The sequence below is a fragment of the Streptococcus vestibularis genome, from assembly GCF_900636445.1.
Lineage (GTDB): Bacteria > Bacillota > Bacilli > Lactobacillales > Streptococcaceae > Streptococcus > Streptococcus vestibularis.
Genome location: NZ_LR134275.1, coordinates 1,249,938 through 1,264,664, shown reverse-complemented (window position 1 = coordinate 1,264,664; position 14,727 = coordinate 1,249,938). Strand labels below are relative to the sequence as shown.

General features: G+C 36.9%; 15 protein-coding genes, 1 tRNA gene and 1 pseudogene. 16 read left to right on the top strand and 1 reads right to left on the bottom strand.

What is annotated here, in order from left to right; translation table 11 throughout:
* Positions 1-98 precede the first annotated feature (98 nt).
* The 16 genes and pseudogenes from EL076_RS06390 to EL076_RS06315 all read left to right on the top strand — a co-directional run bounded on the left by EL076_RS06390 (position 99) and on the right by EL076_RS06315 (position 13,408).
* Entirely contained in the window at positions 99-308 is a 210-nt protein-coding gene (locus EL076_RS06390) for a hypothetical protein (RefSeq protein WP_003094505.1), read from the top strand.
* 10 nt (positions 309-318) lie between these two features.
* Positions 319-498: a hypothetical protein gene (locus tag EL076_RS06385; protein ID WP_003093251.1), complete on the top strand. Its 180-nt coding sequence runs from the start codon at positions 319-321 to the stop codon at positions 496-498.
* Entirely contained in the window at positions 491-1,369 is an 879-nt protein-coding gene (locus tag EL076_RS06380; protein WP_126429721.1) for an ABC transporter ATP-binding protein, read from the top strand. The genes EL076_RS06385 and EL076_RS06380 overlap by 8 nt, the downstream gene beginning before the upstream one ends.
* Positions 1,369-2,106 (top strand): ABC transporter permease, encoded by a 738-nt coding sequence (locus tag EL076_RS06375; protein WP_126429719.1) that lies wholly within the window; start codon positions 1,369-1,371, stop codon positions 2,104-2,106. The genes EL076_RS06380 and EL076_RS06375 overlap by 1 nt, the downstream gene beginning before the upstream one ends.
* Positions 2,099-3,193 carry a sensor histidine kinase gene (locus tag EL076_RS06370; protein WP_126429717.1) on the top strand — a complete coding sequence of 365 codons (1,095 nt, stop codon included), beginning with the start codon at positions 2,099-2,101 and terminating at the stop codon, positions 3,191-3,193. The genes EL076_RS06375 and EL076_RS06370 overlap by 8 nt, the downstream gene beginning before the upstream one ends.
* Positions 3,190-3,792, top strand: coding sequence for a response regulator transcription factor (locus EL076_RS06365; RefSeq protein ID WP_126429715.1), 603 nt, complete (start codon positions 3,190-3,192; stop codon positions 3,790-3,792). The genes EL076_RS06370 and EL076_RS06365 overlap by 4 nt, the downstream gene beginning before the upstream one ends.
* A 174-nt stretch (positions 3,793-3,966) precedes the next feature.
* Entirely contained in the window at positions 3,967-5,502 is a 1,536-nt protein-coding gene (locus EL076_RS06360) for a DUF262 domain-containing protein (protein ID WP_126429713.1), read from the top strand.
* 2 nt (positions 5,503-5,504) lie between these two features.
* Complete coding sequence (locus EL076_RS06355) at positions 5,505-7,589, top strand: DUF262 domain-containing protein (protein ID WP_126429711.1); 2,085 nt, start codon at positions 5,505-5,507, stop codon at positions 7,587-7,589.
* Positions 7,590-7,819: 230 nt separating this feature from the next.
* Positions 7,820-8,827, top strand: coding sequence for a helix-turn-helix transcriptional regulator (locus EL076_RS06350; RefSeq protein WP_048788452.1), 1,008 nt, complete (start codon positions 7,820-7,822; stop codon positions 8,825-8,827).
* A gap of 209 nt (positions 8,828-9,036) precedes the next feature.
* A complete protein-coding gene (locus EL076_RS06345) occupies positions 9,037-9,306 on the top strand; it encodes a hypothetical protein (protein WP_048788453.1) in 270 nt (89 codons plus the stop codon).
* Positions 9,307-9,423: 117 nt separating this feature from the next.
* On the top strand, positions 9,424-9,660 hold the full coding sequence (locus EL076_RS06340) for a hypothetical protein (RefSeq protein ID WP_048788454.1): 237 nt from the start codon (positions 9,424-9,426) through the stop codon (positions 9,658-9,660).
* A gap of 529 nt (positions 9,661-10,189) precedes the next feature.
* Entirely contained in the window at positions 10,190-11,182 is a 993-nt protein-coding gene (locus tag EL076_RS06335; protein ID WP_126429709.1) for an ABC transporter ATP-binding protein, read from the top strand.
* Position 11,183: 1 nt separating this feature from the next.
* Entirely contained in the window at positions 11,184-12,002 is an 819-nt protein-coding gene (locus EL076_RS06330; RefSeq protein ID WP_126429707.1) for an ABC transporter permease, read from the top strand.
* Between the two features lies 1 nt (position 12,003).
* Positions 12,004-12,789 (top strand): ABC transporter permease, encoded by a 786-nt coding sequence (locus tag EL076_RS06325; protein WP_126429705.1) that lies wholly within the window; start codon positions 12,004-12,006, stop codon positions 12,787-12,789.
* A 38-nt stretch (positions 12,790-12,827) separates the two neighbouring features.
* Positions 12,828-13,289: pseudogene (locus tag EL076_RS10495) on the top strand (GNAT family N-acetyltransferase).
* Positions 13,290-13,335: 46 nt separating this feature from the next.
* Positions 13,336-13,408 (top strand) — tRNA-Thr (locus EL076_RS06315).
* Positions 13,409-13,791: 383 nt separating this feature from the next.
* Here EL076_RS06315 and EL076_RS10315 read toward each other — a convergent pair.
* Positions 13,792-14,502, bottom strand: coding sequence for a hypothetical protein (locus EL076_RS10315; protein ID WP_126429701.1), 711 nt, complete (start codon positions 14,500-14,502; stop codon positions 13,792-13,794).
* Between the last annotated feature and the right edge of the window lie 225 nt (positions 14,503-14,727).

The following is a 14,727-nucleotide window of genomic DNA, read 5'->3' as shown; positions in this document are numbered from 1 at the left end:
CATATCATGTCATGACATCTGGTGCTAAAAAGAGAATGACCAAAAAGATATACTTTAGTCATAACTTAGAAATAATAAAAAACGAAAGAGGTCATCTCATGAAAATCAAAACATCTTACCTTATCTACGCTGTCATCGGAACTGTCTTTGCTGGACTTAGCATGTTTACTGACATCTTTGAAAGAGGCAATTTTGAAGTTATCTTCTCAAATTTGGGCATGATTATTGGCTTGTCTATCTCAGCCTACATTCTCATCACTATGGCTAAAAGTTTTATCGACCTTGTCATTAAAGAATTGAAAAACTAGGAGGCCTAGTATGAAATTATTGAAAATACTAAGCATTATGCTTCTAGCAGCAATTTGGACCATCCTCTTTGCTTATGTCCTTCTTCATGGCAGCAGTGATATTCTCTATAGTGTTATGGGCGTCTCAGTTGCAGGCTGTTATGTTTTTCTAGCCTTCTACCAAAAGAAAGGAAATCACAAACATGAGTGAAGCAATCCTTCAAGTCACAAATCTTGTTAAAAAAATCAAGGGAAAAACGATTTTAGACCATATTAGCTTTGAGGTGGGAAAAGGCGACTGTCTTGCTTTAATTGGGCCAAATGGTGCTGGTAAAACGACCTTAATGTCCTGTATTCTTGGTGATAAGAAGGCCAGTAGCGGTCAAGTCTTTATCAAGGGCAAAAAGGGGAAAGCGCAAGATCAAATTGCGGTTCTCCTTCAAGAAAATACCATTCCCTCACAATTAAAAGTCAAGGAACTGATTACTTTTTTCCAAGATATTTCTGAAAATGGGTTATCTAAAGTAGAGATTCAAGCACTCTTACAATTCAAAGACGATCAGTATCAGCAGTTTGCGAACAAACTCTCAGGGGGACAAAAACGTCTTCTTGCCTTTGTCCTCTGTCTAATTGGCAAGCCTGATATTCTCTTTTTAGATGAGCCGACAGCAGGGATGGACACTACGACACGTCAACGTTTCTGGGAAATCATCAATGATCTGAAAAAGTCAGGTGTGACTATTCTTTATTCGTCCCACTATATTGAAGAAGTAGAACACACGGCTGATCGTATCTTGGTCCTTCATCAGGGGAGACTCATCAGGGATACTACGCCACACGCTATGCGTAGCGAAGAAAAGGAAAAACAAGTCACCTTACCGAGTCGCTTTGTGCCAAGTCTTGACAAACTGGCAGCCATTTATGATGTGACTGAAAAACGTGATGTTGTAACCTTTATGACTAAAGATATTGAAAGTGTATGGAGTAGTTTACAAGCTCACGGCTGTCGTATTTCTGACATTGAAATTCAAAACAAGACACTTTTAGATAGCCTATTTGATAGCACAAGGGAGGACAAGTAATGCAAGCACTACTTAAAATCGAATGGATAAAAACATGGCGCAGTTGGCCAGTCTTTATCATGTCCATCGGAATGCCTGTCGGATTCTTCCTATTGTATTCGGGTATGGAAATGAGTCCTGACCCAGAGTCACAAAAAGCTTTTGTCTTGTCCTATATGTTGACCATGACAGGATTCTCTATGTCCAGCTTTGGTTTCTTTACATTTCCCTACATGCTTAGAGAGGACCAAACGGATCACTGGTTAACCTATATCGAACATTCAAAAATCAGTATTCAGGCTTATTACCTCTCTAAAATCTTCCGTGTTCTTATGAACTTTATGGTAGCTATTCTAGTGACTTTCTGTGTGGGAGCTTTTGTGCGTGATGTTGAGATGCCATTATCACATTGGCTCGGTTCAGGGGCTCTTTTACTCTTGTCAAGTCTAGTCTTCCTATCCTTTGGCTTACTCCTTGCCCAAATTAAGTCTCAACAAATCATGGCAATTGTCGGAAATATCGTTTTTCTTGGACTTGCTATTATCGGTGGCTCTTGGATGCCAGTAACCATGTTTCCAAAATGGGTTCAGCACATTTCCGAGTGGACACCCATCTATCATATTAATCAGTTGGTAGTCAATTTTGCAAAAAAAGGGGAATTTTCATGGAAATCACTCATTTTTATCTTGGTCTATGCTACAATAGCTACAGGCTTAGCCCTTTTTATCAAATCGTACAGAGAAAGTGACCATGTTTAGAACATACCAGAAAAATGATTTTGCTTATTTTGTTAGTCTGATTTTCCTTGTCTTCCCAGTATTGGGAGTCTTTGGTGGGTATTTTCCAGTTTGGACTCTAGTTTTGACGGGTCTGTTTACCATCGCTTATCTCCTTATGGTATATTTGAAAAAAGCTTATAGCAAGTGGATTCCCTTCCTGTGGTTTTATACTCTAGCTTACATTATCTTTATGTCCATTTGCTTCCAAGGTGGCATGATGTGGTTTGTTTTTTTCAATGTTAATCTTCTCGTTTGGCGCTTTGAGGATAGCATATCTTCTTATCGATTCTTATCCTTTCTAGCGACACTCTTGATTTTGACGTCATCATCCTTCCTATTGACAGACGATTTGAGCACTCACCTCATGTCTATGGCGATTCCTCTCTTTTCTTTGGGAATGTACTATTTTCAAAATCGTATGCGTCAGGAGAGAAAGATGGAAGAAGCCCTTGCGGAGCAGAATCGTACCATTAATATCCTGTCAGCTGAAAATGAACGCAATCGTATTGGTCGTGATTTGCACGATACCTTGGGACACACCTTTGCCATGATGAGTCTCAAAACCGAGTTGGCTCTAAAACAGATGGACAAGGAGCAGTATGATGCTGCTAGGAAGAATCTGGAAGAATTAAACCAAATTAGCCGTGACTCCATGTACGAGGTGCGTGAAATTGTCAATCAGCTCAAGTACCGAACGGTGGCAGAGGAGTTACTGGAACTCGAGCGACTCTTTGACCTATCTGATATCGTCCTGACTGTGGAGAGCAGTCTTGACTTAGACAGCCTGTCACCAGTTACTCAGTCTACCTTATCTATGGTACTTCGTGAACTGGCCAATAATGTCATCAAACATAGCCAGGCCGATAGCTGTCAGATTCGTCTAAGACGTGATCATGGTATTGTCCTTGAGTTTGAGGATGATGGTTGTGGCTTTGAGGAAGTCACTGGACAAGAACTACACAGTATCAGAGAGCGCCTCAGTTTGGTAGATGGAGACTTGGAAATTCTGTCTCAATCGCATCCAACCATTATTCGTGTGCATTTGAAAGAGGGAGGAAAAGCATGAAATTATTAGTTGCCGAAGACCAGTCAATGTTGAGGGATGCCCTCTGCCAACTCCTCATGTTGGAAGACGATGTCGAAGAGGTCCATGCGGCCAGTGATGGTCAAGAAGCCATTGCTCTCTTGGAAAAAGAAGAAGTAGACGTAGCCATTTTAGACATTGAAATGCCAGTTAAAACAGGCCTTGATGTTCTTGAGTGGATCCGTGCCAACCAAAGAGAAACGAAGGTCGTTATTGTGACCACCTTCAAACGAAAAGGTTATTTTAAACGAGCCCTTGCAGCTCAGGTGGATGCCTACGTTCTCAAAGAGCGTTCCATCAGTGACCTCATGGCGACCATCCATACCGTCCTAGCAGGTCAAAAGGAGTACTCACCAGAGCTTGTCGAAGGTGTCGCCTTTGACAATAATCCACTCAGCCAACGTGAACAAGAAGTCTTGACCATGGTAGCTCAAGGGTCAACCAACCAAGAAATTGCTGAAAGCCTCTTTCTTTCAAATGGAACTGTCCGAAATTACATGACAGCCATCCTGACCAAACTTGATGCAGGCAATAGAACAGAAGCCGTCCGCATTGCCAAAGAAAAAGACTGGTTGGGGTGAGGAGAGATAGATAAGAATGAAGTCATCAGATGGTGGCTTTTTTCATTATCCTGTCCTATATAGAAAGTATTTTGCATTTTTTCCAATATTTTGATTTATAATAGTGCTATAATTGTAGATAACAATTTCATTTTTATCATAGTAACCATTTTGTTAGAGCAAAGGAGACATCAAATGGTAGTTTCTGAAAAACGAATTGAAGACCTAAAAGGGCTAAAATTTAATGTTCCTTCATATCAAAGGGGATATCGCTGGACTGAACATGAGGTTACAACTCTTTTGGAAGACCTCTACACACATAGTAAACAGAACAGAGATTATAAGTACTGTTTGCAGCCCTTGATAGTAAAAAAAGTTTCAGATAATACTTATGATGTTGTCGATGGTCAACAGAGGCTAACAACGATCTTTATCTTTTTGAAATTTATGTCTGCTGAATTTGGAGGCCGTAGAAGAAGTAATCAATATGATTACTTTGAGTTGGTTTATGAAACAAGAGAACAGAGTGCTAAGTATTTAAAAGAATTAAACTTTGACACTTATCAACAAATAGAAGATTATGACATTGACGCAAATCATATCAGTAAGGCTTTTGCTGCTATTGATAAATGGGTGGAACGAGAAGATATTAATTCGGATAATGCTCTACACGATATTTATCAAGTCTTAACAGAGGCTGTTTTCTTTATTTGGTATGAAATTGATGAGACAGAAGACCCTATAAAACTATTTACTAAAGTTAACTTAGGTAAGATTCCTTTGACTAATGCTGAGCTCATTAAGGCTCTATTGTTAGATCAAACTAATTATGAATCTGAAAATGATAGTGAAAGGATACAAAGGGGAATAGAATGGGATATTATTGAACATAGACTTCAAGAGGAATCATTTTGGAAGTTTCTTACAAATAGTGAGAATTATGTCACTAGGATAGATCTTTTGTTTAACCTACTTGAACATGAAACTTTAGAAATACCTCAAAATGATATTTATGCAACTTTTTACTCAATCTACGCAAAATATCAAAATGCTGAAAATAAATCGATTTTTATAAGTGAGTACTGGAATGAAGTCTACTTAAAATTTGAAGATTTGACCAATTGGTACAAGGATCTAAATAGGTACCATTTAATCGGCTATCTCTTATCGGTTGACGATAAGAATATTGAAAAGGTCTTTGAGGCTACAAGAGGGAAGAAAAAGTCAGAAGCTTTTTATGAATTAAAAAAAATTGCTTATAAAACTTTGAAAAAAGATATAGGTTCTATCGAAGATTTTTCCTACAGTAGTAAGAAAAAAGAAATTAAGGATCTACTTTTACTGTTTAATCTCGTTACTTTGATTAATAAGAGTGAAAAACAATATCGATTTCCTTTTGATATTTATAAGAAAGAGAAATGGGATATCGAGCATATTCATGCTACGGCTGATGAGACTGCTGAGGCTGATGATAGTCTAGCTAATTTAACCTTGCTAGACTCTAATACGAATCGCTCTTATGGAAATAGCCCATTTGACCAAAAGCGTAGAATTATTCTTGAGGTTGATGCGGAAGGAAAATTTGTACCTGTTTGTACGCGCAATGTGTTCTTGAAAGTCTATAGCAATGAGGTAGATGGATTTGACGACTGGACTGATAAGGATAAAGACAGTTATATTCAAGCGATAAAACAGGAATTCAACCAATTTTTTGGAGATTATGAGGAGTAGTCATGCAAGAGATTAATGTAAAATATAACTTAAAATCATTGTTAGAAAATTATCGAGTCGTAATTCCATTGATTCAGCGAGACTATGCACAAGGAAGAAAGGATAAAAGAACCACAGAAGTTCGAAAAAAATTACTCCAGGATATAAATACTGCCTTACTTGACACAAACGTTGGACCACTCGATTTGAATTTTATTTATGGAAAATCAATTAATGGGAAGTTTATTCCATTAGATGGGCAACAACGTCTGACAACCTTATTTCTGGTTTATCTTTTTGCCTATAGAGATAATGACGAGTGTGACTTTCTAGGTAATTTTTCTTATAAAACTAGAAAGTCTTCTACACAATTTTTCAAGAGTCTATTTGAGAACAGAAAGAATATCTTTACAGAAACAGAAAGTTCTTCAGAAATCATAACAGATCAGCCATGGTTTGCAGATTCATGGCAGTTAGATCCAACTGTACAAGGTGCCTTGAAAACACTAGATGACATTTCTGATTCTTTTGATTATGGGTTTGATTATGTTTCAGTTTTATCAGATTCTAATAACCAAAAACTTGTCTTCAATTTTCTAGATATTGATAAACTTGGTTCAGAAGATGAGCTCTATATCAAACTGAATTCTAGAGGGCGCCCATTAACTGACTTTGAAAATTTTAAAGCAAGATTAATTGATAGAATAAAGAAAATAGATAGTCATTTAGAAAGGGAATTTTCCCAAAATATTGATACAAAATGGACTGATGTTATTTGGAATATTGATAAAAATGCCTTTGACACCAACTTTTTAAATTTATTTGAAATTGTGCTTATCAATAATTTAGATAGCCTTGATTATTCTAAACGCGACAATTGGACTCTTGAAATCGACTTTGAAACTGTAGAAATAAGTCATATAAAAATAATTGTATCTGTTCTTGACTTTCTCTCTCAGAATAAAGTGCCTGAGGTTTCATCTATCTTAGAAGGTTCAATAGTCGACAAAAAACTGAAGGATAGGGTTTATTTTCACGTTATTTCAACATTCTTAGAACATCACGGTGATTCATTAGATACTAGCTATAAAAACTGGTATCGTATCTTTAGGAACTTGATTAATAACTCAGTTATAGATTCTCAAGAATCATATGAACGGGCAATCAAGGGGATTAATGAACAAATCGAACATACTTCAGACCTGCTAGAATATCTAGCTGAGGGAAATAGAATTAATGGTTTCAGTATTGACCAGGTTGACGAAGAGATTGAAAAAGCTAAATTGATAACAGCAGATGATTCCTATAGAGATATTATTGAAGTCGCTGAAAAGCATCGCTATTTTGATGGTCAGATTCGAAGTTGCTTCTACTTCGAAGCAAATGATTTGCCAAGCAGAAAGATTGATGTTATTTCAATCTATTGGAATAAAATATCAAAAATGTTTACTGAAACAAAGCCTGAAGAAGGTCTATTAATGCGGGCAGCTTTGCTAGCTCTAGGAGACTATACAATGACTACAGCTAATAATTATAAAACGCTGTATCGGGATAATTCAAATGAGTCTTCTGGGTTTGCACCAAGCCTTAAAAGTTTATTTTCATCTCGAAATGAGTATGTCAAAAGATTACTTGATGAAGTAGATATTACCAAGCCACTAGATGGTGAGTATCGTCGTATTATCCAAGACAATATTAGTCATCTGACTCCTCAGGAATGGCGTTATGCCTTCATTTCTTATTATGAAACCATGTTTAGTAAAATGGATTCTTCACAATATAGAATGAAATCTCCGTTCTGGCTTAATCGATCAGAAGAAATGTTGTTAATTCCCAATAAGAGCTCTAGTGCTAGAAACTATGATATTCATTTGATAGCCCTAGAAGAAAAACTAAAGGAATTAGGAATACAATCTTGTTATGAAAGAGAGAAAGGGATTGAAAGTACCAATAGGATACTCTATATAAATGAAGTATATGAAGTCAGATTTCGAGGAAATCATTTTAGCATAAATAAAATAGGTGGCGAAGAAGAGGAGGAAGAACATTTTGATCCTACGCTATCATTTTTGGATATAGCAGAATACTTGAATAATAAATTGCACTAATATTATCACAAAGGCTAGTGAAGTTCACACTGGCCTTTGTGTATTAAATCTCAATTTTTATTGTAAGCTAGTATAAAAAGACTAGAGATTATTACGAACAGAATTAGGATAATTTTTCAATTTTCAAAGGAACTTTGAGTTTTTTGACAAGTATTGAAAGTAAAAGCATACTAACTTAGCGGATAATGATATTATATTCTAGAAGTTATAATCAAGCATGAGGTCGAATAATGAAAGAAGAAAATAATTTGCAAGGGAAAACCAGTCGTCTTTTATATTTTATGTCTGAATTGGAAAAGGGGCATAAGGTTAATAAAACTGAGTACCTTAAACGTTTTAATATCGCCGAGAGAACCTTTAAAGATGATTTAAGGGAATTAAAGGAAAATCTAAAAATACTTAGAGATGACATGAAAATAAAGTATTCTCGACTTGCAGGAACCTATGAGGCAGAATATAACCATGGTTATGGTAACTTAAAGTACAACCAGGCCGTCATCTTGTCTAAGATTCTTTTAGAAAGTAGAGCACTACGTGTTGAGGAAGTTAGAGAAATCATTGATACCTTTGTAGAGAGAGCAGTTGATGATAGGGAACGTCAGCGTATTAGAAACTTTACGGAACGGGAACTAGAGGAGTATAAGGAATTATCGATTTACAGGGACAATAAGAGTAAATCAATCTTGCCTCATCTATCCGCTATTTTTGATGCTATTGAGAATCAGAAGCCTCTTTCTTTTAAGTATACGAAATACCAAGGTAAGGATGCCGATTATGATGTGTTACCGGTCTCGATTATGTTTAATGACCATTATTTTTATTGTATGGCATATAAAGTTGAAGAGAAAGATGGAAGATTAAAAATAGATACAAGGAGTCTGCGTAATTTTCGACTGGATCGTTTTAAAACTGTTCATCGTTCGAAGCATAATACAGAATTAATATTAAGTTCTGAGGAATTAACTCAAATTTTGTCAGATAGTGATGTTCGTTATCATACTTTCTTGATGTTTTCAGATACGGAAAAATTTCGGATTAGATTCAGATATGTTGGTCAGTTTTGGGAAGTACTTGAAGATGATATCCCTGCACTTAAAGTTATTGAGAAGGATACAAGGAGTACAGTACCTAGGGTAATATATGAAATTGAAACCTATGGCAGAGATAGTTTTCAACGTTATATTGATCGATTTAATGGGGTGTTTACTATACTTGAACTAGAAAAAATAAATAAGTAAAATTGACACTTTTTTAAATAGCATTTCGCAAAAAAACAGAAGTACGTTTTATACGTACTTTTTTTGTTGTATTGTTTAAAAGTATAAAACAGATGGACAATGATGTATTTAAGGTACTTGTATTGTGTATTTCTAATGATAAAATATAGTTATAAATAAATAATGCAAAACAAAAGTACAGCATTTATTACCAAAAGGAGGAAAGCAAAATGTCTAAAATTAGAAAGATTATTTATAGAAACAAAATGAAACTAATGGAGAATAGACACTCAACAAAAGGTATTTACTGTCATGGAGCTAAAAAAAATAAAATAGTTTATGAGACTAATGCCAAAGCGCTTCGTGCAGTTATGTTGTGTGAGGATCAAACCATTCGTACTTATTATTGTCATTATTGTGCAGGATTTCATACAACCTCAAGACCTGAACATAATGAATTAGATGATTTGTATTTATTTGCTAGAGTATATGTTTGTTAATAGTTAACGCTGATAATGAACATAGACAGGGAAAACACATCTTTTTAGTGTGAAGTGTTGAAATACATTCAATAGCTGAGAACTAAGAAAATTTATTTTAGAGGGAGAGTAATTATCATGAATCTTGTTGTATTATTTGCTATATTTTCAGTATTAAACTATTTGGTCGCAGGAATCTTTCTTTATATGAAATTAAGAGAAAATCGACGGCGTAAAGAGATTGAAAAAGAAATCGAAAAGTTTGAAGCTCGAAGAAAGATATATTTAGCCATTTTGGAAGATGACGAGGATGCATTGTTAGCTATTATGAAGAATGACAAAGAGTTATTGTTAGATGTGATAAATGAACTTTAATATATTTTTTCGTTTTTTAGATGAAGACTTTCATCTTTTCCATAGCTTGGTTCTAAAGCTTACAACTACTTGAAGCAATTGTTCAAAGGAATTTTTATCATTGTGTAAAGTTATGATTTATATTCACAGAACTCAAAAAAGTAATTATTCCAAATTCTTTTTAGATTGTCTATCATTAAGTCACCATATGGTGGCTTTTTTGTGGTTTATAATCTATCTAAACATTCACAAGCAAAGAATGAGAGAAGTTGAAATGAGCCTCTACAGGAATATGTAGAGGCTTTGATGAATTATTGAATTGTGTCATTTTGTTTAGTGAATTAGACGGGTGGTTTTGTTTTTTTAAAATATCAAAACTATTTTCTCTTTTGTGAGAATAATACTTGGTTTCCTTTTTTAACTGTTTTATAATAGAGTCATACTGAGGCCTTCTGGTGTGAGAAAGATGGCAGATTTTAGGAGATGAGAAATCGGCTTTTTGTGTTTAGATGACAAGATTTGTTGATTTTTTTACGATAGGGAGATAGATATGGCAATGATAGAAGTGGAACATCTTCAGAAAAATTTTGTGAAGACTGTTAAGGAACCGGGCTTGAAGGGTGCTTTGCGCTCCTTTATTCATCCTGAAAAACAGACCTTTGAAGCGGTCAAGGATTTGACTTTTGAGGTTCCTAAGGGGCAGATTTTAGGCTTCATTGGAGCAAATGGAGCTGGGAAGTCGACAACCATCAAAATGCTGACAGGAATTTTGAAACCAACATCTGGTTTTTGTCGGATTAACGGCAAGATTCCCCAGGATAATCGTCAAGATTATGTCAAGGATATTGGAGTGGTCTTCGGACAACGTACCCAGCTATGGTGGGATTTGGCACTGCAAGAGACCTACACGGTTTTAAAAGAAATTTACGATGTTCCAGACTCGCTCTTCCACAAGCGCATGGACTTTTTGAATGAAGTCTTGGATTTGAAGGACTTTATCAAGGACCCCGTTCGAACTCTTTCACTAGGTCAACGGATGCGGGCGGATATTGCGGCTTCCTTGCTTCACAATCCCAAGGTTCTCTTTTTAGATGAACCGACTATTGGTTTGGACGTTTCGGTCAAGGATAACATTCGTCGAGCCATTACCCAGATCAATCAGGAGGAAGAAACAACCATTCTCTTGACCACTCACGATTTGAGCGACATTGAGCAACTGTGTGATCGGATTTTTATGATTGACAAGGGGCAGGAGATTTTTGATGGAACGGTGAGCCAGCTCAAGGAAAACTTTGGCAAGATGAAGACCCTTTCTTTTGAACTGGTGCCAGGTCAAAGTCATCTTGTTTCTCACTATGAAGGCCTGCCTGATATGACCGTTGATAGACAAGGAAATAGCCTCAATATTGAATTCGATAGTTCACGCTACCAGTCAGCTGACATTATCAAGCAAACCCTGTCTGATTTTGAAATTCGCGATTTGAAGATGGTGGATACGGATATCGAGGATATTATCCGTCGCTTCTACCGAAAGGAGCTCTAAGATGGTCAAATTGTGGAGACGTTATAAACCCTTTATCAATGCAGGTGTTCAGGAGTTGATCACCTACCGAGTCAACTTTATTCTTTATCGGATTGGGGATGTTATGGGGGCTTTTGTGGCCTTTTATCTCTGGAAGGCTGTCTTTGATTCCTCGCAGGAGTCCTTGATTCAGGGTTTCAGTATGGCAGATATTACCCTCTACATCATCATGAGTTTTGTGACTAATCTTTTGACCAGGTCTGATAGCTCCTTTATGATTGGGGAAGAGGTCAAGGATGGCTCTATCATCATGCGTTTGTTGCGACCAGTACATTTTGCGGCTTCTTACCTCTTTACCGAGCTTGGGTCCAAGTGGTTGATTTTTATCACTGTTGGGCTTCCATTTTTAAGTGTCATTGTGTTGATGAAAATCTTATCTGGGCAAGGTATTGTAGAAGTGATAGGCTTAACTGTCCTTTACCTCTTTAGCTTAACGCTCGCCTACCTGATTAACTTTTTCTTTAATATCTGTTTTGGTTTTTCAGCCTTTGTATTTAAAAATCTTTGGGGATCAAATCTCCTCAAGAATTCCTTGGTGGCTTTTATGTCTGGAAGTTTGATTCCCTTGGCTTTCTTTCCAAAGGTTGTTTCAGATATTCTGTCCTTCCTGCCTTTTTCATCCTTGATTTATACTCCGGTCATGATCATTGTTGGGAAATACGATGCCAGTCAGATTTTTCAAGCGCTTTTACTCCAGTTCTTCTGGCTTATAGTTATGGTGGGCTTGTCTCAGTTGATTTGGAAACGAGTCCAGTCATTTATCACCATTCAAGGAGGATAGTATGAAAAAATATCAACGCATGCATCTAATTTTTATCAGACAATACATCAAGCAAATCATGGAATATAAGGTGGATTTTGTAGTTGGTGTCTTGGGAGTCTTTCTGACTCAAGGCTTGAACCTCTTGTTTCTCAATGTCATCTTTCAACATATTCCATCCTTACAAGGTTGGACTTTTCAAGAGATTGCCTTTATCTATGGATTTTCCTTGATTCCCAAGGGATTGGACCATCTCTTGTTTGACAATCTCTGGGCTTTAGGTCAACGACTAGTCCGAAAAGGGGAGTTTGACAAGTACCTAACTCGTCCTATCAATCCTCTCTTTCACATCCTCGTAGAGACCTTTCAGATTGATGCTTTGGGCGAACTTTTAGTCGGTTGCATTCTATTGGGAACAACAGTATCAAGCATTGCTTGGACGCTTCCCAAATTTCTACTTTTTCTAGTCTGTATTCCTTTTGCGACCTTGATTTATACTTCCTTGAAAATCGCGACAGCCAGCATCGCTTTTTGGACCAAGCAGTCAGGAGCAATGATTTACATCTTCTATATGTTCAATGACTTTGCCAAGTACCCGATTTCGATTTACAATTCGCTCCTTCGATGGTTGATTAGCTTTATCGTGCCATTTGCCTTTACGGCCTATTATCCTGCCAGCTATTTCTTGCAGGGCAAGAATGTAATCTTTAACATCGGAGGTTTGATGTTGATTTCCCTTGTTTTCTTTGTCATTTCCCTTAAACTCTGGGATAGGGGCTTGGATTCTTATGAAAGTGCTGGGTCGTAAGGGGGAAAGTAAGACTAAAATCAAGAAAGGAACCTATGATGTTTGTAATTAAAGAAGTCAAGTATGAAGATCAAAAAATGGCAGTTGTCGCTGAGATTTTAAAGGATTTGCCAGAATGGTTTGGAATACCAGAAAGCACGCAAGCCTACATCGAGGGAGCCAAGGACTTGCAAGTGTGGGCCGCCTTTTAGGAGGGTAATTTGCTTGGATTTGTGATCTTGTCCTATTCTAGTGAAGATTGTGCAGAGATTGATTGTCTCGGTGTAAAAAAAGCTCATCAAGGTAGAGGAATTGGGAGTCAATTGCTGGCTACTTTAGAAAGTGAAGCACGTAAAAAAGTTGATTATTTGCAGGTCAAAACAGTGGCAGAAGGTTCTAATAAAGATTATGATCGAACGAATGTCTTTTATCGCAGTCTTGGTTTTAAAAAGTTAGAGATTTTTCCACAACTTTGGGGGCCTCAAAATCCTTGTCAGATTTTGATTAAGAAGCTTGAATAATATTCCTTGACATTTATCCTCAGAGTGCTAGACTGTAATTGTATTAGCCGATTTAGCTCAGTTGGTAGAGCAAGGCACTCGTAAAGCCTAGGTCACAGGTTCAAACCCTGCAATCGGCAAAGTGAAGAAACTCATTCTACTGAGTTTCTTTTTATTTTATCTTATACTCAATGAAACTCAAAAAGCAAACTAGGAAGCTAGCCGCAGGTTGCTCAAAACACTGTTTTGAGGTTGCAGATGGAAGCTGACGTGGTTTGAAGAGATTTTCGAAGAGTATTAACTATTCAACCACTTAGACTGAGATATAGACCAGATAGACAAAAGAGTTTATTCTGACCTCTGTTATAATGATTTTTGTAAGAGACGTGAGGCCTCACTATCAGAGAACTCAAGTTCATAAAAAAGAAATTGGAGATGAACAAAAGAAAAGTGAGAAAACCAATTTGGTTTTCTCACTTAATTAACTAAATAAAAGCTAACTAGAATAGATAAATTTCTTAGATTATTTATTAAATCCTGCACCAAAGCGAGTGTTGTTTCCGAACTCACGAGTTGCATCATTCAAAGGTTTACCGTCTGTGCCTGCAACAGGTTTAGCTGGTGCAGTTTGTTTAGCAGCGTTAAATCCTGCACCAAAGCGAGTGTTGTTTCCGAACTCACGAGTTGCATCATTCAAAGGTTTACCGTCTGTACCTGCAATAGGTTTAGCTTGATAAGTTGGAGTTGCTGGTGCAGTTGGAGCTGCTGGAGCTGCTGGAGCTGCTGGAGCTGCTGGAGTTGCTGGTGCTGCTGGAGCTGCTGGAGCTGCTGGAGCTGCTGGAGCTGCTGGAGCTGCTGGAGTTGCTGGTGCTGCTGGAGCTGCTGGTGCTGCTGGAGCTGCTGGTGCAGTTTGTTTAGCAGCGTTAAATCCTGCACCAAAGCGAGTGTTGTCTCCGAACTCACGAGTTGCATCATTCAAAGGTTTACCGTCTGTACCTGCAATAGGTTTAGCTGGATAAGTTTCAGCACCTGCAAAATTAACAGCCTTCTTTTCTCTCAATGGAGAAACTGCGTAACCAAAACGGTTGTTGTGGTTATTTTTAGCATTTGCTTCTGTAACTGTTTTGGTAACTGGGGCAGTTACTCCTGGGATAGAAGGCACTTCAGTAGCTGCATAAGCAACGCTAGCGATTGCTGATACTCCTAATACGCTTGTTAATAAAACTTTTTTCATTGTTTGATCTCCTCTTTAATTTTTCGTTTTATTTCTAAGGCGAACCTTATCGTTTCAATTATATATATATATATATATATATTGTCAAGTATTTATTGCTTTTTAATAAAAAATTTCATTTAACATTCTAAGAAAAATTAGTTGATTGAAAATAAAAATGAAGTCATAAGAGACTTCTTGATGGATTTATAAATTATAGAAGATTTAGTCTAAAGACAATTAGAG

Coding starts and splice junctions, on each gene's coding strand:
- EL076_RS06390 (WP_003094505.1), top strand. CDS start 99: ATGAAAATCAAAACATCTTACCTTATCTACGCTGTCATCGGAACTGTC.
- EL076_RS06385 (WP_003093251.1), top strand. CDS start 319: ATGAAATTATTGAAAATACTAAGCATTATGCTTCTAGCAGCAATTTGG.
- EL076_RS06380 (WP_126429721.1), top strand. CDS start 491: ATGAGTGAAGCAATCCTTCAAGTCACAAATCTTGTTAAAAAAATCAAG.
- EL076_RS06375 (WP_126429719.1), top strand. CDS start 1,369: ATGCAAGCACTACTTAAAATCGAATGGATAAAAACATGGCGCAGTTGG.
- EL076_RS06370 (WP_126429717.1), top strand. CDS start 2,099: ATGTTTAGAACATACCAGAAAAATGATTTTGCTTATTTTGTTAGTCTG.
- EL076_RS06365 (WP_126429715.1), top strand. CDS start 3,190: ATGAAATTATTAGTTGCCGAAGACCAGTCAATGTTGAGGGATGCCCTC.
- EL076_RS06360 (WP_126429713.1), top strand. CDS start 3,967: ATGGTAGTTTCTGAAAAACGAATTGAAGACCTAAAAGGGCTAAAATTT.
- EL076_RS06355 (WP_126429711.1), top strand. CDS start 5,505: ATGCAAGAGATTAATGTAAAATATAACTTAAAATCATTGTTAGAAAAT.
- EL076_RS06350 (WP_048788452.1), top strand. CDS start 7,820: ATGAAAGAAGAAAATAATTTGCAAGGGAAAACCAGTCGTCTTTTATAT.
- EL076_RS06345 (WP_048788453.1), top strand. CDS start 9,037: ATGTCTAAAATTAGAAAGATTATTTATAGAAACAAAATGAAACTAATG.
- EL076_RS06340 (WP_048788454.1), top strand. CDS start 9,424: ATGAATCTTGTTGTATTATTTGCTATATTTTCAGTATTAAACTATTTG.
- EL076_RS06335 (WP_126429709.1), top strand. CDS start 10,190: ATGGCAATGATAGAAGTGGAACATCTTCAGAAAAATTTTGTGAAGACT.
- EL076_RS06330 (WP_126429707.1), top strand. CDS start 11,184: ATGGTCAAATTGTGGAGACGTTATAAACCCTTTATCAATGCAGGTGTT.
- EL076_RS06325 (WP_126429705.1), top strand. CDS start 12,004: ATGAAAAAATATCAACGCATGCATCTAATTTTTATCAGACAATACATC.
- EL076_RS10315 (WP_126429701.1), bottom strand. CDS start 14,502: ATGAAAAAAGTTTTATTAACAAGCGTATTAGGAGTATCAGCAATCGCT.